Consider the following 18,089-nt stretch of genomic DNA (forward strand, 5'->3'; position numbering starts at 1 on the left):
CAGCGGGAATTAGATCGAACGGCTGTCATATGCCCAATGCAGTAGAGCCTGGCGCTGGCGCGGCCGGCACCAGCAATCTCCAGGCTCGCAGGCTCGGCGAAGCTGAGCGACATGGCGGCGAATGGCTTTCCAGCGGGCGATCTGTCGCTCATCCTCGCTGGGCATGCGGCGACCTTGATAATAGCGGCAGTACCACTGGAACCAGCCACGCGGATCGTCGGGATATATCCATCCCTTGGCTCGCCAAACGCTAAGGGGTTGGCTGGCGTCGACACCGAAGCAATTCAGTGTCGGATCCTTTCGCAGCGGCGACAGACGGGCCTCTGCAAACCAGCTTTCCGGGAATTCGTCACGACAATCGGTCAGGTATTTGCCGCCGAACACGCCGAGCGCAAGCATCTCGGCGGGGGTCAGCTCTGGCCGGAAGTTGGGATGAAAGTTGCGGCCACTTGGTGCAGCGAGAGCGTATCGGTAGCCTTGCTGCATCCGATCATTCACGACGATCCACCGGGGTTTCATCGGGCGCCCTCCGACAGCGGTTTGGGGCGGTTACGCCGCCAGATGGACACGTTGAGTGCCGCCGCGAAACTCACCCACGTGAGGTAAGGAACGAGGAGCAGGGCAGCAGCCGAATTCGCGGGATAAAACAGGATGATCGTCGCCAGGATCGCAGCCCAAAGCAGCATGATCTCCACCGCGGCCAGCCCGGTTCGGTGAAGTGCAAAAAAGATCGGCGACCACGTAGCATTGAGCAGAAGCTGGACTGCATAGACACTGAGCGGGAACGCTGCGCCGCCAATGCCTGCCTCCAGCCACAGGAGCCAGCCCGACAGTCCGATCGAGGCATAGAGTACCGTCCAGACCGGGGCGAACAGCCAATCGGGCGGGCGCCATCCTGGCTTGTCGAGCTGCTTGTACCAGTCGCCTGGCCGAAAAATCACGCCGGTGGCCGCCGCAGCAAAGCTCGCGGCCTGAAAGGCGACCAGCACAAGAACGGAATGCATGTCCATCTAATAAAAGGTGGAGGGAGCCGCCGACGCGGCAAGCGGGTCCCTCCAAAGGCCCTATTGGTTATGGCGAGCAGCGAACTCGCCGGAACCCATTGCAGAAGACAGCGGGATGACCTGCCACCCAGCTGACAGCCCCACCAGGACGTAAACGATCCGGGAGAGCCCCGAGCCGGCACCGAATATGGCGGCCACAAGGTCAAAGCCGAATAGCCCGACCAACCCCCAGTTCAGCCCGCCTACGATGACGAGGATGAGCGTTAGTATGTTGATAAACTTCATGGTTCTTCTCCAGTCGAGCGATGGGGGTCAGCCTTCCGGCGGCACGATCACTTTGTCGATGACATGGATGACACCATTGGAGGCAGCAATGTCGGCGGCAGTGACGGCGGCGTCGTTGACCTTGACGGTGGAGCCCTCGACGTTGACGTCGATCATTTTGCCGTTGACCGACTTCGCCTCATCGATACCCGCCACGTCCTTAGCCATGAGCTTGCCCGCGACCACATGGTAGGTGAGGATCGCGATGAGCTTTTGCTTGTTTTGCGGCTTCAGAAGGTTTTCGACGGTACCGGCCGGCAACTTGGCGAAGGCTTCATCGGTCGGAGCGAAGACCGTGAACGGACCCGTTTCCTTGAGAGTGGCGACCAGGCCCGCCGCTTCGAGCGCGGTCGTCAGCGTCTTGAATTTACCCGCCTCCACCGCAGTGTCGACGACATCCTTCTCAGCGGCGACCCCGCTGAAACTGCTGCCGAGCGTGATTGCTGCAGCGACTAAAAGGCTTCTCAACTTCATGTCAGTCTCCTCTCGATGACAGGTGCGCCATGCACCTCGAACCTTTCATTTGGAGAACATTGATTTTATTACCACTCAAATTTTCGTGAGTGGAAACAGAATTTTCTTGTACAGAAAATTGTCGTTGTGATAGTTTCCCGAAACGAAAAGGAGTTTACGAGTGCTCTCCGACACGCTGTCCAATGAGCTTCAGCGCTACGCGATCGGCCCGCGTATCAAGACACTGCGACTGAGAAAGAAGCTGGGGCTGGTGCAGTTGGCGGGGCATACAGGGCTCTCGCCTGCGATGCTTTCGAAGATCGAGCGCGGGCAGATGTTTCCGACGCTGCCCACGCTGCTTCGGATCGCCATGGTTTTCGGGGTCGGCCTCGATCACTTCTTCAAATCCGACAAGGAGGAGCCGCTCATCGCGGTCGTCCGAAAGCACGAGCGTCTCAAACTTCCCAGCCCGCCGGGCGAAAAGAACCCAGCCTTCCTCTTCGAAAGCCTCGATTATCCCGCTCCCGACCGCCGCATGGAGGCCTATTACGCCGAGTTCCCGCTCGATTCGCCGCCCTCGGAGCCGCATCAACATGGCAGCGCCGAATTCATCTACGTGCTCAACGGTCGGCTTGTCGTCATTGTGGACGGCAAGGAGACAGCGCTGGATGCGGGCGACGCTATGTATTTTGACTCAAGCGTTCCGCACAGTTACCGCCGGGAAGGCGAGGGAATCTCGACGGCTCTTGTTGTGATTTCTCCCTAGGCGGCCGCTGCCCTGTGTCAACCAATGCATTCGCGGAGCGTGTCGGCCACACGACACCAGTCGGACTCTGTCTCGGGCGGCTCCATGTATTTCATCACCACCCGACCGTTCGCGAACAGCCGGCCCTCGGTCGTCGGGATCAGCGCTGAAACGTGCATGCCTTTTACTGGGATGAGCTCGGTTTCCCATGCGAGACCGGCGTCGGTTCTGTAGAGGAGACGACCGACCGCGACCTGCCCGTGGATGCGAACGCTCCACACGTCATTGGCAACTCCGCCCGTCAGCCGTTGATGCGGACCGCGTCTTCACCCCATTGTCCGAGCGCTTCCCATCCCATTGGCGATACTCTTGGCGGCGATGATTGACGGAAGAGGGTGTCATCTCGCCCCCGACGGGACTCCTGGTGGAACGAACCAAGCCCGTCGGCTCAAGCCGCCGTCGGGTTGATCACGTTCGTATCGATTTCGGTCAGTTCCACGCGACGCTCGAATGCAATGCCCGCTTCGTCGAAGAGGTGGCAGTCAACGGCATTGATGCCCGTTGTCACAGGTGCGTCGGGGCGGATGCCGACGCTGCCGGGGAGCATGGCGCAGAAATTTTCGGCCTCGCCGTTAAGTGAGGCATAAGCGACCGTATTGGCGCCGAGGCGTTCGATGACCGTCGGGGTCACGGTGAAGACGATATCGCCGCCGTTCAGCTGGATGTGCTCCGGCCGGATGCCGAGCGTCAGCGTCTTGCCGGCCATGCCATCGCGCGGGGTCACCGGCAGAACGGCGGTCTGGCCTTGATAATCGACTTCGACGCCAGCGGCGCTGACGCTTTTGCAGGTCACCGGCAGGAAATTCATTTTGGGATTGCCGATGAAGCCGGCGACGAACTGGTTGGCGGGTTTGTGATAGAGCTCCAGCGGCGCGCCCGTCTGGGAAATGTTGCCGGCGTCGAGGACGACGATGCGGTCGGCCATGGTCATGGCTTCGACCTGGTCGTGCGTTACATAGATCATCGTCGCCTTCAACGCCCGGTGCAGCTTGGCAAGCTCGATGCGCATGTCTGCGCGCAGCGCCGCGTCGAGGTTGGAGAGCGGCTCGTCGAACAGGAATATCTTCGGTTCGCGCACGATGGCGCGGCCGATCGCGACGCGCTGGCGCTGGCCGCCGGACAACATGCCGGGTTTCTGCTGCAGCCGCTGATCGAGATGCAGGATGCGCGCGGCATTCTCGACCTTGGCCTTGAGTTTTGACTCTTCCATCTTTTCGACGCGAAGCGGGAAGGCGATGTTCTCGAAGACCGACATATGCGGGTAGAGCGCGTAGGACTGGAACACCATGGCGATGCCGCGCTTGACCGGCGGCAGGTCGTTGACCCTGACGCCGTCGATGACGATGTCGCCCGCGGTCGTCGCGTCGAGGCCGGCGATCATGCGCAGGAGCGTGGACTTGCCGCAGCCGGACGGGCCGACGAAGACGACGAACTCGCCATTCCTCACTTCGAGCTGCACGCCCTTCAGAACCTCGTAGTCGCCATAGAACTTCTGGACTTTGTTGAGAAGAAGCTGTCCCAAAAATCTGTCTCCGCCGGCGGCCTTCGTCGCATATCATCATAAGGAGAGGGATCGCGGATTGTCGCCTCCGCGATCCCAAGGCGTTGAAGCAAGCTTATTTGAAGGCTTCGATTTCGCCAGCCGCCTTCTTGAGCGCGGCCTCCGGTTCGGCCTTGCCCGTCACGACGGACTGGATCATCTCGATCATCGAGTTCTGGAAGCCCTTATAATCGGTGAACAGCGGCTCGGGACCACCATAGCTGATGCCCTCGATGAGCGGCTTCCAATAGGGATCCTTGGCGACGAACTCATCGACCTTTGCGGAGGGCCGCAGCGGCGTGAGGCCGGCGCCGCCCTGCAGTTCGTATTCCGACTGAACATCCGGCGAGGTGATGAACTTGGCGAATTCAGTCGCCTTGTCCTCGACGCCGGAGCCCTTGAAGATCGCCAGGCTGTCGGTGATCAGCAGCGTGCCGGGGCCCTTGGCGTCGGGACCGAGCGGCAGCGTCGTGATGCCCCAGTTGATCTTGGTTTCCTTCAGGCGGGAGGCGGCGCCCGATCCTGCCTGGATCATCGCAACCTTGCCGTCGAGGAAGATGGCGCGGACTTCGTTCTGCTCATAGGCCGTCGGGCCTTCCTCGGAGTAGGGCACGATATCCTTGTAGGCCTTCAGCGCAGCGAGGATCTGCGGGCTGTCGAGCGTGATCTTGCCTTCGGCATCGGTCACCGCACCGTTATTGGTGTAAACCCAATGCATGAACTGGTGCATGGTGTTGTCGAAGGTCTTGGCGGAAAGACCGAAGCCCGGAATGCCGGTCTTTTCCTTGATGGTCTTGGCCATCTCGATTTCTTCGGCCCAGGTCTTCGGCGGCTTCTCGGGATCGAGGCCGGCCTGCTTGAAGAGATCCTTGTTCCAGTAGAGCGCCTTGGTGGAGAAGGCGATCGGAACGCCCCACTGATTGCCCTCGAAGGTCACCGTGTCGACGATGTGCGGATAGTAAGCCTTCTTTTCGTCGTCGGTCATCGGCACCGGAACGATGAGATCGTTCTGGGCGAATTCCTTCAGCGTGCGCGAGCCGACATAGGCCATCGCAACAGGGGTGCCGGCAGCGGCAAGCGTCGTTGCCTTGTCCTGGCACTGCGCCCAGCCGACGACCTCAGGCGTGACCTTCCAGCCCGCGTTCTTTTCTTCCCACTGCTTGATGTATTTGGTGTGGACCGGATCGATCGTGTCGCCGCAATAGATCCAGCTGATTTCCTTGTCGGCCGCATGGGCAGTGACCGCGGTCAATGCCGTCGAACCGAGCAGGGCGAGCGCCATAAGGCCTGTCTTGATTGCTATGCTCACGTTGTGACTCCCAATGTGGTTGTTAGCTGTTCACTGATTATTGCTCTTATTGTTTCACCGCACCGGCGGTCAGACCGCCGACGAGGTAACGCTGAAGGAAGAAGATGACGACCATCGCCGGCGCAATGCCGACGAAGGAAGCCGCCATCAGTTCGTTCCAGATGACCTCCTGCTTGCCGAAGTAAGCAAAGAGCCCCACCGGCAAGGGCATGTATTCGGTCTTCGAGTTGAACGTCAGCGCGAAGATGAATTGCTGGGCGTAAGCGCCGATGAAGGTGGTAATGGCGACGACGATAATGCCCGGCATCGCGATGGGCAGGATGACGCGGCGAAGCGTGTAGAAATGGCTGGCGCCATCCATGAAGGCGGCTTCGTTGAGCTCCTGGGGAATACGGATCATATAAGTGCGCAGCAGCCAGATCGCCGAGGGGATCAGGAAGGCGACGCCCGGCACGATCATGGCGAGATAGGTGTTGAGCACGCCCATGCTGCGCATCAGCCGGAAGAGCGGGATGAGCAGCACGGCGCCGGAGAACATGTTCACCGTCAGGAAGGCGCCGAGCAGGATGCCCATGCCCTTGAATTCGAACTTGGCGAAGGCGTAAGCGGCCGGAATGACGAGGCAGAGCACGATCAGCGTGACGATGATCGAGATGAAGAAGGAGTTGAAGATATAGCGCCCGAAGCCCGGCACGCTGATCCACATCGTCCGGTAGGCCTCGAAGGAGCCGTTCTCAGGCCAGAAGCGGTAGGGCGAGGAGAAAAGCTGGGCGAGCGGCTTCAGCGACACCAAAAAGCCCTCGACGAAGGGCGCCAGCACGAAGAACAGGAACACCGCGATTCCGCAATAGATCAGGACGATTTCCCACCAGCGGTAGCGGTCGATCATGGCCGGGCTGCTCATGCGCGCTTCTCCGGATTGAGGCGGCGGGTGACACGGAAATAGGCGAAGCAGAAGAGCGACAGGAAGATGCAGATCAGCACGGCGCGCGCCGCACCTTCACCGTATTTCTTCGAACCGATCGCGGTCTGATAGGTGTCGATGATCATCGTCGTCGTCTCGCCGCTCGGGCCGCCCTGCGTCAGGATCCAGATGATGTCGAACGAGTTGAAGGTGGCGATCAGCGACAGCATCGACATGGTGATGATGGCGGGCACCATCAGCGGCAGGGTGATGCGGCGGAAACGGTACCAGCGGCCGGCGCCGTCGGTCCAGGCGGCTTCGTAGAGATCCTTCGGGATCGACTGGATCGCCGCCAGGAAATAGATCGTCACCAGCGGCACGCCGATCCACACGTCGGTGACGATGGTCGCCCAGAAGGCGGTGCTTCCATAGGCGAGGAAGGCGACCGGGCCGTCGACGAGGCCGAAGCGCTGCAACAGACCCGAGATCATCCCGAACTGGCCATTATACATCCAGCCCCACATGAAGATGCCGATCGCCATCGGCACGATCCATGGCGGCATGGTTAAAAGCCGGAACAGGGAGCGGCCGGGAACGGCGGCATTCAGCATGCAAGCGCCGAAGGTGCCGATCACCATTTTCAAGGCGACGGAGAAGAAGGTCCAGACGAAGGTGCGGAGGATGACCTCCGCGAATGTGGCGTTGAAGATCTTCTCGTAGTTGATCCAGCCGACCCAATTGGTGGTCTTCTTCAGCGACGCATCGGTGAAGGAGAGAATGAACGTATCGACGAGGGGATAGGCGACGATGGCGAGAACATAGAGAACGGCCGGAAGAAGGAGGATCCAGGCGAAGATGAAGGCGCTTCTTTGAACACTCATCTTGCCGCCTTCCTCAAGCCGCTCTGGCGTGAAGGGCCTCGTCGAAGCGGTCCCAGACGGGACGCAGGTCGACGACTGATTTCTTCATTCTCGCTTCGTCCATGGCAAGGGCCAGAATGCCGGCTTCGAGCGCATTCAGCGTGGAGACGGGAAGTTCGAGCCCGGTGCGCACGCTTTCCAGCAGGTCGCTCGCCATCTGTTCGTCGGCGCCGTAATGCTGGGACAGTTCGGTTGCAGCATAAGCGTTTGCGACCACCTTGTTGCCGGTCAGCTGTTCGTGCACGTTGAGATAGCCGCGAACGAAATCGCCCTCGGCCATGCCGCGCGAGCCCATGATGGCGAAGCGGCGGAACTGGTCGGGTACGTTCAGATTGGTATGGAAGTTCATGCCGACGCCATTGGCATATTCGACGATCGCCACCTGATAGTCGATGATATCGGCGTCGCTGTCGAAAACCTTGTCCGATCCCATCCAGCCGCTCGGCTTGCGGTGGAAAAGCTCGAGATCGTTGATGCCTTCGCGCGCCGGGTCGTTGGCCGGAATGAAGCTCTTGCGGCCGCCGAAACTGGCGACGCGCTCCGGCCGCGCGCCGACGACACCATTGTAGAGGTCGAGGTCGTGGCAGCATTTCTCCAGCATAAAGCTGCCGGAATAGCGCTCGTAGCGGCGCCAGTCGCGCATGAAGAAGGCGCCGTGATAGGGCTCGATATGTTCGGAGGCCTCGATCGACACGATCTGACCGAGTTTGCCCTCGGCCTGGATGGCGCGCAGATCCTTGTAGAGAGGGGAGTAACGCAGCACCAGACCGACCATCAGCCGCTCATGGCCGAACTTCGCCATCAGATGGGCAAGCTCGATGCTTTCTGCGATGGTCGTGACGATCGGCTTTTCGCAGAAGACCTTGAGACCGGCTTGCAGCCCGAGTTTGATATGGTCGAGATGCATGTGATTGGGCGAGCCGATCATCAGCAGATCAAGCTTTTCGGAGGCGAGGAGCTCCTCCGGCGAGCCGTAGGCCTTGCCGGCGGAAATGCCCTTTTCCGTCAAACCGGGAAGGCCGGCAGGATCGGGGTCGACGTAGCCGACGATATCGAAACTGCTATCGATCGCTTTGAAGACGTAGCCGAGATAGCCGAGCCGGAATCCGAGCCCGATGATGCCCACTTTCATGCCGATCAAGTTCCCGATTAAGTAATTTATTTTCTTTAAGTTGGGACAAAAAACAAAGGGCGTCAATAGAAAACGGGGCGCAAGACGCGAGTATGAAATTGATTTTCATAATTCGCGGGCGAGGATCGTTAAAGCGCTGCCACCGCCAAAATGCGGAGGCAACCGGTGGAAGAGCCATCTTCAAAGCAGGAATGCTGACGTCATTGTTGCGAACCCGGCAAGCTCACGCAAAAATCGCGAAATGTTGAAAAGAGTAGCTAGCCCGGGTGTGTAGGATGGGCGATACCCGAAGGAGGAGCCATCATGACCCGCATGACAGCCAAGGACTTTCCGCAGGAACTGCTCGAACTTTACGATTATTATGCGCATGGAAAAATCACCAAGCGCGAGTTTCTCGACCGGGCCGCCAAGTTTGCGGTGGGTGGAGTGACGGCAGCCGCCATTCTTGCGTCGCTCAGCCCCAATTATGCGCTGGCGACCCAGGTCGAGTCCACCGATCCCGATATATCGGCCGAATACATCACCTATCCCTCTCCAAAAGGAAACGGCGACGTCCGCGGCTATCTCGTGCGGCCCGCAAAGGCCGACGGCAAGGTTGCGGGCGTGGTCGTCGTTCACGAGAATAGAGGCCTGAACCCCTATATCGAGGATGTGGCGCGGCGCGTGGCAAAGGCCGGCTTCATCGCCCTGGCCCCGGATGGGCTGACGTCGGTCGGCGGTTATCCCGGCGATGACGAGAAGGGGCGGGAGCTCCAGCAGAAAGTCGATCCGGAAAAGCTGATGAACGACTTTTTCGCGGCGGTCGAATTCCTGATGAAGGGTGATCTCACCACCGGAAAGGTCGGCATAACAGGCTTCTGCTACGGCGGCGGCGTCGCCAACGCTGCGGCGGTCGCCTATCCCGAGCTGGCCGCAGCCGTGCCCTTCTATGGCCGGCAGCCGCGCGCCGAGGACGTGCCGAAGATCAAGGCGCCATTGCTTCTCCACTATGCCGGGCTGGACAAGGGGATCAACGAAGGCTGGCCGGCCTACGAAGCCGCGCTGAAAGCGGCGGGAAAAACCTATGAGGCCTATATCTACCCCGACGTCAATCACGGCTTTCACAATGACACCACGCCTCGCTACGACGAGGCGGCAGCCAAGCTCGCCTGGCAGCGAACGATCGACTGGTTTACGAAATACCTTGCCTGAAAATGCAGTGGCGTGAGGCTGCGGGGAGCCATCCCCGCCGCATGGCCTCGTGTCCCGCTATTGCGAACGGTCGACCTTGCGCCGTCCCCGACTGAGCATCATTCCGCCGACGATGAGAACAATCCCCCCGGCGTTCGCCCAGAATGATCCCGGGACCCCGCTGACATAATCAAATGCCACCCCCGTTACCATCTGCCCGCCGATGATCAGCAGAGCCGAATTGACGGCGCCGATCCGCGCAATCGCCCAACTGCCGGCCGCCACGAAGACAACGCCGATCGGACCGCCCAGATAGGCATACCACGGCGCCTCGGCGGCGCCCGCGGGAAGCAGGCCCCGGACGAAGAGCCCGAGGCAGGTTAGGACGGCAAATCCGACGGCGTGATTCCAAGAGGATGCGATCAGCGGCGTCGTCGAGATGCTCAACCGCCCATTGAGCTGACGGCTGAGGCCGACGAGCACGCCGCCGAGGCAAGCAAGCAGAATGAAGAGCGTCACGCCGCACCTCGCCCGAACAATATGATGAGCGCCGCCCCCGCAACGACGAGGCCGAGCGCAGTGATGTCTCGTGCATCGGGATGCCGCTTGCGCATTCCGAACAGTCCCCAACTGTCCGCCGCGACGCTGAAGACGACCTGGCCTGCCAGGCCAAGAGCCAGGGTGCCGGAGAGCCCGAGCGGTGAGTTGACCGCGGTCGAGGTCAGCATGACCGTTGCCGCGCCGGAGATACCGCCGAAATAAGCCCATAGAGGCGCGCGCAAGCTCTGTTCCGGCTTTGGCCTGCGTCGCCCGCGGATGAGCAGGAGAAGAATGACCGCGGCGATGATGCCTGTGCCGTGAGCGGTCCAGGAAGAAAACAGCGGATTTCCGTAGCGTGCCAGCTCGCCATTGAGGTGCACCATGAAAGTCAGGAGCCCACCCGTGGCGAAAGCGCCAGCAAAGTAGATCGGATGCGGATTTCGTGCGGCTTCGATGGTCATTGGAGATCCCGTCAGCGAATCGATTGCGGCGGATGTTTTTCAAATTGCCACTAAGGCCATCATCGGCATCCTCAGCAAGACGTGTCGTCATAGCCTGACAGGCATGGAGGACGCGATGCTGCTCAAAGGCGAACGGACATTTCTGGTGCGGGATGCTGGCGGTTTTGTCGCGCACATCAATATGCCGGGATGGTTGAAGCCGAAGCCGACGGACCATGGCCACGGCCCTCTCGCTATGATCGTCGAATCCATCCTGGTCCCTGGCCGGCTGATCGCGATGCACGAGCACAGAAACGACGAGATCGTCTCCTGGGTGCCTGACGGCGTGATGCGTCACCAGGATCGGGCCACAGGCTGGCTGCTGATCGACCGCCATCATCTGATGGTGATGAATGCCGGGAAAGGCTTCTGGCACTCGGAGGAGACGATGGTGACCGATCCGCCGCTGCGAATGCTACAGATCGTCATTCGTCCGCGTGCGGCCGATCTGGTGCCGAAAATTCAATACGGCGCGATCCCTATGGTCGCGGCGAATGTCTGGCGACACCTGGTCGGCCCGGAAGGGGAAGGCACGCCGTTTTATGTCCGTAGCGCCGTCGACATCTTCGACATCCGGTTGGAAGCAGGCGCGCGGGCGGAATTCCCGCGGAAGCAGGGCTGGGATCTCTACTTCTATATCTTCCGTGGCTCAATCACCGTTGATGGTCAAACCTTCATGGAAGGCCAGCAAGGACTGCATCTGTCAGATGACTGGCTCGACCTTGAAGCCAAGGATCCAGCCACGCTGATCGCGTTTCTCATCTATGCAAACGCACCGGTCGCCAAGCAGGGGACCGTTGGCGACCATAAGGACATACCGTCGGCCCTTGTCATCAGGGCGCTTCTGAAATGGAGGAAATTTCGGCAGAGGTGGCGACGGTCTTCACTAGGCGCGCTTCTGCGGCAATAGTGATTACCGCAAGTCGCTTCCGCTTTCGGCAATTGTGCGGTAGCCTGTCCGTTCGTTCACATCCAGCGAAGATATTTCGCTGCGCACCCAGAGATGCCGAGGACGGGCGATGTTGCGATCGTCCAGAGTTTCGGAACAGTTTCCGTCAGCCGTGATGCGGCTAAAAATGCCATGTGAACGGAACAAGCATGCCTGCAATTGGGTTTCGAACCTTAGCGTTTAAAAGGAGGAGCATTATGCCTACGGTTGCTGCGACGCCCATCACTCCGCCCGATCAGCACGTCGTCACCGCACGCGAAGCCATCGAGCCGCTGTATGAGAAGCTCGAACTGCAAACGGAATCGCTGGTTCTCTCTGCGGCGCTCGAAGCAGGATGGTCTCCGGACGAGGCAACGGAAGCGCTGGCGGCGCTCAGACTGCAGGACGCGCTGTCCATCCTCGACGAACGATCTGGCCAGTAGTTGGCGAAGAGTGACGACTCCGGCCATTGCGGGACAACTTCGTCGAAGACGCGACAACTTCGCTCCCGAGCCGGGCTATAACGTGCGCGTCCGCCCGAATGAGCGCAACAGCAGATTGAGAGAGACGGCAACCTTGTCGATGTCGCGAATGTCCCGCGAATATCGGCCGGTGTAGAGTTTTACAATCATGCTGTCGCGGGCAGAGCCGCTGAGTTCGAAATAAAGGTGCAGGTAATAGGCTTGCTTGTCGCCGCCGCGACTTACGCTTCTTCGCCGTTGAGTGACCTGACCGAGCTCGGCTTTGATCGGGGCGAAGCCGGAGAGTTTCAGCATCACCGACTTGGACTGCAACCGGGCCATGGTGGGGACTGCAACGACCGCCTTGTCCAGTGCCAGACTGACGACTTGACCGGGGACATCGTCGACGATAGCGGGTTCATCGAGCTTGAACGCATGGAACAGGCGCCGAGGTTTCTCAAAGCAGATAAGTGACGCGATGAGCAGGACGACGATATTGATCCCTGACCACCAGGCCGCGACCGGCGAAAACTGGCCTTGTACATGCGATGTTTCCGGTACGACGTTGACCAGCAGGCCAACCACGGTGATCGTGATCATGCTTGCGATCCAGGCGAAGCTGTAGCGGTCGAACTGGTTCGCCTCGTTGCCACTGCCCTTTGGCGTCACCCTGAAAGGCTTGCCGAATGGTCTCACCAGGCTGGAGACCACGGTCGGCAGCATGCGGAATGTCGCAAAGGTCCCGACGGCGCTGGAAACCACAGGCAGATAGCGCGTCGGCGTGATCCACAGCATGAGCAGAAAATAAGCCGCCAGCAGCGGCACCTGATGAGACACATACGCGGCTATATCAGTGAAATAGAGCGGGACCAGGCCAAACCAGAGATAGACGATGGGGACGAGCAATATCGTGAAGCGGACCAGATACTGCACCAGCCATGACGCCGGCAGGAACATGATCCGTTGAAAGAGCGTCAATCCCGGGCCGCGCAGCGGGCCATTATACAGGTAAAGGGTTTGAATACCCCCCTGACACCAGCGTTCGCGCTGGACAAAATAACCGGTCAGGTTCTCGGCGGCCAGTCCCATCGACAGCCGCTCGTTCAGGTAGCGGGTCTTGTAGCCTTTGTTGAGCATCGAAAGAGTGGTCAGCAGGTCTTCTGTGATCGACTCCGTCGGAAAACCGCCTATTGCGTCGACGGCCTTGCGGCGGGCAATCGAGCATGACCCGCAGCAGAAACTGACGTCCCAGGCGTCTCGGCTGGGCGCGATCTCGTCGAAAAACAAGCGCTGCTCGTCCGGCCAGATATTCTCCAGGCCCAAGTTCGATTGGACCGGATCGACATTGAAGAAATGTTGGGGTGTCTGGACGATGCCGATGCTTTCATCGGAAAAGAACGGCAGCGTCCGGCGAAGGAAATGTCGATAGGGAACAAAATCGGCGTCGAAGATCGCAATGAATTCGCCCGAGCTGACCTTCAGCCCATTGTTCATATTGCCGGCTTTGGCGTGCGCGTTGTCGCCGCGCGTGACGTGGATGACGTTCTTCTCCTCGCAATAGGCCTTCAGCCAATCCCGGCGTTGATCGTCAAGCACATAAACCGTCAATTTGTCGGCAGGATAATCCAGCGCGCGGGCGCCGATGATGGTTCGCTCGAGCACGTCGAGCGGCTCGTTATAGGTCGGAATGAAAACGTCGACAGTAGGCAGCTCACGCTTATCGCGCGCGAAGAAAACACGACCCAGCCTGTCCGCTTCCGCGCTCCGGTCGACATAGCGGCTCATCAATACAAGAAAAAGGATAACTTCGACGCACGCCAGAATCTCGACGAAGAAGAGGATCCACACCCAGTAGAAACTCGCACCGTCGCTGGGATAGGGAAGCACCGTCTCGGTCAAGCGCCAGAACATGTATCGCAATGCGAATGCTGCGACAAACGCGCAGGTCACCGCTCGTGTCCAGGTGTGATGCCGCGACCAATTGAACGGCCCGAGGAAAAAGAAGGCCGAAACGAGAAAGGTCGGAACCAGCGCTACAAGATACTGAACCACAGGCTTTTTACCCAGTTGGACAGGTCGATGCCGTGCTTGGAAAACCGTACCTGGACTGTGCGCCCCACCTGGCAGGAGTTCGCAAAGTCATCATTCATGAAGGATGGATCGAGGCGAACCCGAATGCGGGCATTGCGCTGTGTCGACGGCGGCAAGCTGGCGGCAAAGGAATCGGCCTCAACCGAAGCCGAACTGCCTCTGACGGAGATGACCGTACCATTGAAGACATCGCTGCGGCCGAACAAGCGCACCTGAGCGACAAGTCCGGGATAGATTTCGTCATAGTTGACCTCGGGAACAAGAATATCCACAAACAGCTCCCGACAGTCGAGAAGGCGCATCAGCTCGTCGTTCAGCACGACGTTGGAACCGTTGACGATACTTCTGGTCCAAACAACGCCATCGAAAGGCGCTATTGCCGTTGCGGATTCAAGGCTGCTAACGCGGTTTGCCTCTTTGACGAGCTGTTTTTGAACTTCTGTCGCTCGTGTCTCATTCTCCGCTATGCGCGAATTCAAGTCGTTGATGCGAACGACAACCTCGTCCTCGCGCTGCCGCGAATAAGGCACGTCATTCTGCCCGTCACCGAAAACAAAGATACCCTGGCGGACCGCATTGAGCCTTTGTTCCAGTTGATCGACAGTCAGATTGCTGATTTCGACCTCACCGCCGGTCGCAGCTCCGGCGGCTCGCGCGACTTCGACCAGCTTCTGCGTAAGAATACCTTTTGACTCGAGCTCCATCCGGCGGTTCAGGTCGACCTGCGCGACAAGATCCTGGGCCTGCGACACTTCGACCTTTTTCCGCAGGATTTCGACTTCGCGTTCGAGATTGGCAATAGTGGTCTGCCTGTAGACTTCCAATCTTGCAGACAATTCCTCGCGAAGGGCGGAGAGCTCCTCCCGTTCCTTTTTAAGTGCGGCGACGCGGTCGAGCGCCGTGTTCCGATCTGCCTCGAGCGAAGCGAGAATTGCGCGATTGACGCGTGTATTTCTGATTTCTGCGAGGGATTGTCCCGCTTTGACCGGGCTGCCGACCTTGAGGGGTTCTTCCGCAATCGTGCCGTCGATTGGGGCATTAACGACAGCAAACCGGGCATTGACCGTGCCATCAAGGCTGGTAAAGCCGGTAATCGTCGGCAATGAGACGACGGTCACCAGTGCCAGCAGCAACAGGCCGACGACGATGCGTGTGATGCGATGGTTCCAGATCATGTTGGCATCCGAAGGTATCGCTCTGCAGCCATTCGTCGCTCTCGCGCTGACACGGACGGATGCAACTCATTCTTGCATACTTTAGCGCATCGAAATTTATAGACAAGTGATGGTCGTAAACCTGCGACAGAAACAGTTCGGCTCTGAACGAAATGCCACCGACGCAGGCGTGGCGCTGGCCTGTGGTCAAGCCCGGCGCGGCGACTGAAGAGGGGGGTAATGGGTAGAACGTAGGGACAGGGGATGACTGGAGAGGCCGCCATCTCGTTGAGACAGAAATAGCGGAGCGGTTTGGCTTTTCACGAAAGCGCAGAACCGCTCCAACTTTTTTTATCTACGCAGTTCCCGGCAAAAGCGCTTCGCGCTTTACTGGGGAAACCGCTTCTTACCTTGCCCGGAACGGCTCTAATGCGCCCGAAGTTCTTTGGTCGCGATCAGCATGACGAGATCTTCCGACGCATCGGCGAGCGTCAATGCCAATTCCGCGGCCGACCATCCACGTTTCTGCAAACTGACGAGCATTTCCACCATTGCGACTTCGACTTCTCGTCTGCAGGTCGAAATTGGCTTCAATTGGATAACGTTCTCATCACATGCGGTAGTCATCTTAGCCTCCTCTGCCACATGAAGGGCAGCGTCAAAGAAATTCGACAGTGGTTGGATATGATAGGGGTTGCGTACAGACCTCGAGCCATTACGCATCGACATGTATGGCCTCGGCTGGGCGCAACCCCTCGCGCGCCACTATTTGCCGATGTCGGCCTCAGGAGCGCCTCGTATCAGTCTGAACGACTGGCGATACAATTTTCCTGGCTCACCCTTGGATTGACTCTTGTTGAAAGCCATTGCTTGCGCAAGGCGAGCACAACTACTTCTCCGATAGTTCACGACCTATCCTCCCATGTTTGCGCGTTTTTGTTTTGAACAAGTGTCGTTTTGCGTTGTCGGTGCTATCGCACCGGCAGCTAAGTATTTGGAATTTCCGAACTTCCTTCGGAATTAACCATTGCTTATTTAGATATATGAACGGGATGCGCTTGTCGTTATCGCAGCATCCAGAAAATTATCGGTCCGTCCATTTCTGCTCGCAGAGGAATATGATAAGTAGCTTATGCACGTAGAGCTTTAGCCACTTCGGCTATCGGATGGCGGTTGCTTGCTTCAGTTTCAACAGCCCGGATCGGCTAATGCGCTGGAGGAATTGGATGGTTGCGGAGTCTGGAGATGACCCGGCTGCGGGACGGGAATGGCCGGCGCACCTGGAGCGGCGGCGCTGGCCGCGCGAACCTTCTTCCCAGAAAGAACATCGGGTGGACATTCCATCGGCCTTGGTGCCCCTGCGATTTTCGACGCACGAACTGCCACAGAAAGAACAGTTCCAGGCTTGGCGATCACATGTGGCGCCCCTTATGGATGTACATCTGCCGGATGGAAAATCAGAGGGTGATGGTTTCCTCGCGGAACAGACCGGTTGGCACCTCGGCGATATCCTCATCGTTCAGCAGCGCGCGCAGGCGTGCAGCTATATTCGCGATCAGGCGATGCTGCGATCGAGCCCGATCGATCACTGGAACGTCGGCATACTGCGCAGCGGCCGGGCCTGGACCGAAGCCGATCGGCATGTAACCGAAACGGGCCCGGGTGAGATATTTTTCAGGTCTCTTGGTTATCCGTACCGCGGGCGGATGACCGATTCAGTCGCTGTGCTCGTCTTCCTGCCCTATGAACTGTTGACCGGTGATGCGACTCTTCTGCAGAGCGCCAACAACACCGCCTTCTCCGGTAGCCTGGCTGAATTGCTGGTCAGCTATATTAACGGCCTGGAAAAGAACCTGAGCAGCTTGACGGTGGAGGAGGTGCCGCGGATCATACGGACGATCGGCGATATGGTCGTTGCATGCGCTGCATCCTCCACAAGTTCGGACCGCGGCCAGGAACAGACCAATATGGGGCTGATGGAGCGGGCGCATCGCTATATTCACCTCAATCTTCATTCAGATAGCTTGACGCCTGAGGTCATGTGCCGAGCGCTGGGGATCTCGCGGACCCGGCTCTACCGATTGTTCGAAACGAGCGGGGGCGTCTTCACTTACATTCGCAAACGTCGCTTGCTGCAGGCCTATGCGGATCTTACCAATCCGACCGACAACAGACCGATCTCGGAGATTGCCGAGGCCGCCGGCTTCGACGTTGCAGCCAATTTCACGCGCGCGTTCAGCCATGAATTCGGGCTCAGCCCGCGTGAAGTCCGAAAGACCATAGCAACCGAGCACCCGGCCATCCCAGCAACACGTTCCATGCGACGTGTCGGGACAACGATCGGCGACTGGCTGACGCTCGCACGTTGATGTGGAAGGAATAAAAGCCGCATTGCTGCTACTTTTCAAGCAATTACGCAGCGGCCTTTACTCAACGCTTTCAAGTTCCATAAGATCGATTACGCCAGATTCGCCTGTAGCCGCAAAGTTAAAGTGTCCTGTTTCTGCAAAGTTGGAATGTCACTCTGCCCGCGTTTGATGACGTGGGAGATTGCGCATGGGACTGATTGCGATGAGCGAGCGAGACCTGCAGCGGATCGAGGTTTTGTCGAGGGTTGTCGACGGACGCATGACGTTGGCGTCGGCGGTGCATGTGCTTGACCTGAGCGAGCGCCAGGTGCGGCGGCTGTTGGATCGCATCAGAACGACCGGTGCGGCGTCGATCCGTCACAAAGCCATCGGCCGGCCGTCGAACAACCGGATCAGCGATAGTGTTCGCGATTATGCGGTGACGCTGGTTCGTGAACGTTATGCGGACTTCGGCCCGACGCTGGCGGCCGAGAAGCTTGCCGAGC

At 59.0% G+C, this 18,089-nt stretch carries 20 protein-coding genes and 1 pseudogene; 6 read left to right on the top strand and 15 right to left on the bottom strand.

The features are described 5' to 3' along the window. Positions 1–9: 9 nt before the first annotated feature. The 4 genes from PH551_RS22800 to PH551_RS22815 are packed head-to-tail and all read right to left on the bottom strand — an operon-like array spanning position 10 to position 1,802. Positions 10–519, bottom strand: coding sequence for a hypothetical protein (locus PH551_RS22800; protein ID WP_285195137.1), 510 nt, complete (start codon positions 517–519; stop codon positions 10–12). Then, the gene (locus PH551_RS22805; protein ID WP_285195162.1) at positions 516–1,004 is read right to left on the bottom strand and encodes a TspO/MBR family protein; all 489 of its coding nucleotides are present in this window, start codon (positions 1,002–1,004) and stop codon (positions 516–518) included. Before PH551_RS22805 ends, PH551_RS22800 begins: the two co-directional genes overlap by 4 nt. Positions 1,005–1,064: 60 nt before the next feature. Beyond that, positions 1,065–1,289, bottom strand: coding sequence for a DUF378 domain-containing protein (locus PH551_RS22810; protein ID WP_285195139.1), 225 nt, complete (start codon positions 1,287–1,289; stop codon positions 1,065–1,067). Positions 1,290–1,316: 27 nt separating this feature from the next. After that, entirely contained in the window at positions 1,317–1,802 is a 486-nt protein-coding gene (locus PH551_RS22815) for a fasciclin domain-containing protein (RefSeq protein ID WP_285195141.1), read from the bottom strand. Positions 1,803–1,962: 160 nt separating this feature from the next. Here PH551_RS22815 and PH551_RS22820 point away from each other — a divergent pair, with 160 nt between their 5' ends. Beyond that, on the top strand, positions 1,963–2,547 hold the full coding sequence (locus tag PH551_RS22820) for a helix-turn-helix domain-containing protein (protein WP_085781167.1): 585 nt from the start codon (positions 1,963–1,965) through the stop codon (positions 2,545–2,547). Positions 2,548–2,556: 9 nt separating this feature from the next. Here PH551_RS22820 and PH551_RS22825 read toward each other — a convergent pair. The 6 genes and pseudogenes from PH551_RS22825 to PH551_RS22850 form a co-directional block, all read right to left on the bottom strand. Further along, positions 2,557–2,884, bottom strand: a pseudogene (locus tag PH551_RS22825) (aminoglycoside phosphotransferase); the annotation flags it as partial. A 90-nt stretch (positions 2,885–2,974) separates the two neighbouring features. Then, the gene (locus PH551_RS22830; RefSeq protein WP_085781166.1) at positions 2,975–4,108 is read right to left on the bottom strand and encodes an ABC transporter ATP-binding protein; all 1,134 of its coding nucleotides are present in this window, start codon (positions 4,106–4,108) and stop codon (positions 2,975–2,977) included. Between the two features lie 94 nt (positions 4,109–4,202). Further along, positions 4,203–5,408: an ABC transporter substrate-binding protein gene (locus PH551_RS22835; RefSeq protein ID WP_085781165.1), complete on the bottom strand. Its 1,206-nt coding sequence runs from the start codon at positions 5,406–5,408 to the stop codon at positions 4,203–4,205. A gap of 73 nt (positions 5,409–5,481) precedes the next feature. Next, on the bottom strand, positions 5,482–6,339 hold the full coding sequence (locus tag PH551_RS22840) for a carbohydrate ABC transporter permease (RefSeq protein WP_085781164.1): 858 nt from the start codon (positions 6,337–6,339) through the stop codon (positions 5,482–5,484). Beyond that, positions 6,336–7,220 carry a carbohydrate ABC transporter permease gene (locus PH551_RS22845; RefSeq protein WP_011428222.1) on the bottom strand — a complete coding sequence of 295 codons (885 nt, stop codon included), beginning with the start codon at positions 7,218–7,220 and terminating at the stop codon, positions 6,336–6,338. The genes PH551_RS22840 and PH551_RS22845 overlap by 4 nt, the downstream gene beginning before the upstream one ends. Before the next feature lie 13 nt (positions 7,221–7,233). Then, entirely contained in the window at positions 7,234–8,391 is a 1,158-nt protein-coding gene (locus tag PH551_RS22850) for a Gfo/Idh/MocA family protein (RefSeq protein WP_085781163.1), read from the bottom strand. A 303-nt stretch (positions 8,392–8,694) separates the two neighbouring features. Here PH551_RS22850 and yghX point away from each other — a divergent pair, with 303 nt between their 5' ends. Next, the gene (yghX, locus tag PH551_RS22855; protein WP_085781162.1) at positions 8,695–9,582 is read left to right on the top strand and encodes a YghX family hydrolase; all 888 of its coding nucleotides are present in this window, start codon (positions 8,695–8,697) and stop codon (positions 9,580–9,582) included. Between the two features lie 57 nt (positions 9,583–9,639). On the opposite strand, the gene PH551_RS22860 is transcribed toward yghX, so the two are convergent. Continuing rightward, positions 9,640–10,080, bottom strand: coding sequence for a DMT family transporter (locus PH551_RS22860; RefSeq protein WP_285195154.1), 441 nt, complete (start codon positions 10,078–10,080; stop codon positions 9,640–9,642). Then, complete coding sequence (locus PH551_RS22865) at positions 10,077–10,562, bottom strand: DMT family transporter (RefSeq protein ID WP_285195155.1); 486 nt, start codon at positions 10,560–10,562, stop codon at positions 10,077–10,079. Before PH551_RS22865 ends, PH551_RS22860 begins: the two co-directional genes overlap by 4 nt. Positions 10,563–10,677: 115 nt before the next feature. Between PH551_RS22865 and PH551_RS22870 the strand changes: the two genes are divergently transcribed. Next, positions 10,678–11,511: a pirin family protein gene (locus tag PH551_RS22870; protein WP_285195163.1), complete on the top strand. Its 834-nt coding sequence runs from the start codon at positions 10,678–10,680 to the stop codon at positions 11,509–11,511. Positions 11,512–11,747: 236 nt separating this feature from the next. Continuing rightward, on the top strand, positions 11,748–11,972 hold the full coding sequence (locus PH551_RS22875) for a hypothetical protein (protein WP_064695708.1): 225 nt from the start codon (positions 11,748–11,750) through the stop codon (positions 11,970–11,972). A gap of 75 nt (positions 11,973–12,047) precedes the next feature. Here the strand turns inward: PH551_RS22875 and PH551_RS22880 are convergent, their stop codons facing one another. The 3 genes from PH551_RS22880 to PH551_RS22890 all read right to left on the bottom strand — a co-directional run bounded on the left by PH551_RS22880 (position 12,048) and on the right by PH551_RS22890 (position 15,862). Next, positions 12,048–14,042: a glycosyltransferase gene (locus PH551_RS22880; RefSeq protein ID WP_085781158.1), complete on the bottom strand. Its 1,995-nt coding sequence runs from the start codon at positions 14,040–14,042 to the stop codon at positions 12,048–12,050. Beyond that, a complete protein-coding gene (locus PH551_RS22885; RefSeq protein WP_285195156.1) occupies positions 14,024–15,256 on the bottom strand; it encodes an HlyD family secretion protein in 1,233 nt (410 codons plus the stop codon). Before PH551_RS22885 ends, PH551_RS22880 begins: the two co-directional genes overlap by 19 nt. Positions 15,257–15,661: 405 nt before the next feature. Then, entirely contained in the window at positions 15,662–15,862 is a 201-nt protein-coding gene (locus tag PH551_RS22890; RefSeq protein ID WP_350223860.1) for a hypothetical protein, read from the bottom strand. Between the two features lie 599 nt (positions 15,863–16,461). On the opposite strand from PH551_RS22890, the gene PH551_RS22895 reads away from it, so the two are divergent. Together PH551_RS22895 and PH551_RS22900 are read left to right on the top strand one after the other, a co-directional pair. Next, entirely contained in the window at positions 16,462–17,604 is a 1,143-nt protein-coding gene (locus PH551_RS22895; protein ID WP_285195158.1) for a helix-turn-helix domain-containing protein, read from the top strand. Between the two features lie 187 nt (positions 17,605–17,791). Continuing rightward, positions 17,792–18,089 (top strand): helix-turn-helix domain-containing protein (locus PH551_RS22900; RefSeq protein WP_285195159.1); only part of this gene is annotated, 298 nt, incomplete at its 3' end.

The sequence above is a fragment of the Rhizobium atlanticum genome (genome assembly GCF_030182485.1).
In the GTDB taxonomy this organism is placed as follows: domain Bacteria; phylum Pseudomonadota; class Alphaproteobacteria; order Rhizobiales; family Rhizobiaceae; genus Rhizobium.

Excerpts from the sequence above, each read along its gene's own strand:
- PH551_RS22800 (WP_285195137.1), bottom strand. The coding sequence starts at position 519 with ATGAAACCCCGGTGGATCGTCGTGAATGATCGGATGCAGCAAGGCTAC.
- PH551_RS22805 (WP_285195162.1), bottom strand. The coding sequence starts at position 1,004 with ATGCATTCCGTTCTTGTGCTGGTCGCCTTTCAGGCCGCGAGCTTTGCT.
- PH551_RS22810 (WP_285195139.1), bottom strand. The coding sequence starts at position 1,289 with ATGAAGTTTATCAACATACTAACGCTCATCCTCGTCATCGTAGGCGGG.
- PH551_RS22815 (WP_285195141.1), bottom strand. The coding sequence starts at position 1,802 with ATGAAGTTGAGAAGCCTTTTAGTCGCTGCAGCAATCACGCTCGGCAGC.
- PH551_RS22835 (WP_085781165.1), bottom strand. The coding sequence starts at position 5,408 with ATGGCGCTCGCCCTGCTCGGTTCGACGGCATTGACCGCGGTCACTGCC.
- PH551_RS22840 (WP_085781164.1), bottom strand. The coding sequence starts at position 6,339 with ATGAGCAGCCCGGCCATGATCGACCGCTACCGCTGGTGGGAAATCGTC.
- PH551_RS22845 (WP_011428222.1), bottom strand. The coding sequence starts at position 7,220 with ATGAGTGTTCAAAGAAGCGCCTTCATCTTCGCCTGGATCCTCCTTCTT.
- PH551_RS22850 (WP_085781163.1), bottom strand. The coding sequence starts at position 8,391 with ATGAAAGTGGGCATCATCGGGCTCGGATTCCGGCTCGGCTATCTCGGC.
- yghX (WP_085781162.1), top strand. The coding sequence starts at position 8,695 with ATGACCCGCATGACAGCCAAGGACTTTCCGCAGGAACTGCTCGAACTT.
- PH551_RS22865 (WP_285195155.1), bottom strand. The coding sequence starts at position 10,562 with ATGACCATCGAAGCCGCACGAAATCCGCATCCGATCTACTTTGCTGGC.
- PH551_RS22870 (WP_285195163.1), top strand. The coding sequence starts at position 10,678 with ATGCTGCTCAAAGGCGAACGGACATTTCTGGTGCGGGATGCTGGCGGT.
- PH551_RS22875 (WP_064695708.1), top strand. The coding sequence starts at position 11,748 with ATGCCTACGGTTGCTGCGACGCCCATCACTCCGCCCGATCAGCACGTC.
- PH551_RS22885 (WP_285195156.1), bottom strand. The coding sequence starts at position 15,256 with ATGATCTGGAACCATCGCATCACACGCATCGTCGTCGGCCTGTTGCTG.
- PH551_RS22890 (WP_350223860.1), bottom strand. The coding sequence starts at position 15,862 with ATGACTACCGCATGTGATGAGAACGTTATCCAATTGAAGCCAATTTCG.
- PH551_RS22895 (WP_285195158.1), top strand. The coding sequence starts at position 16,462 with ATGGTTGCGGAGTCTGGAGATGACCCGGCTGCGGGACGGGAATGGCCG.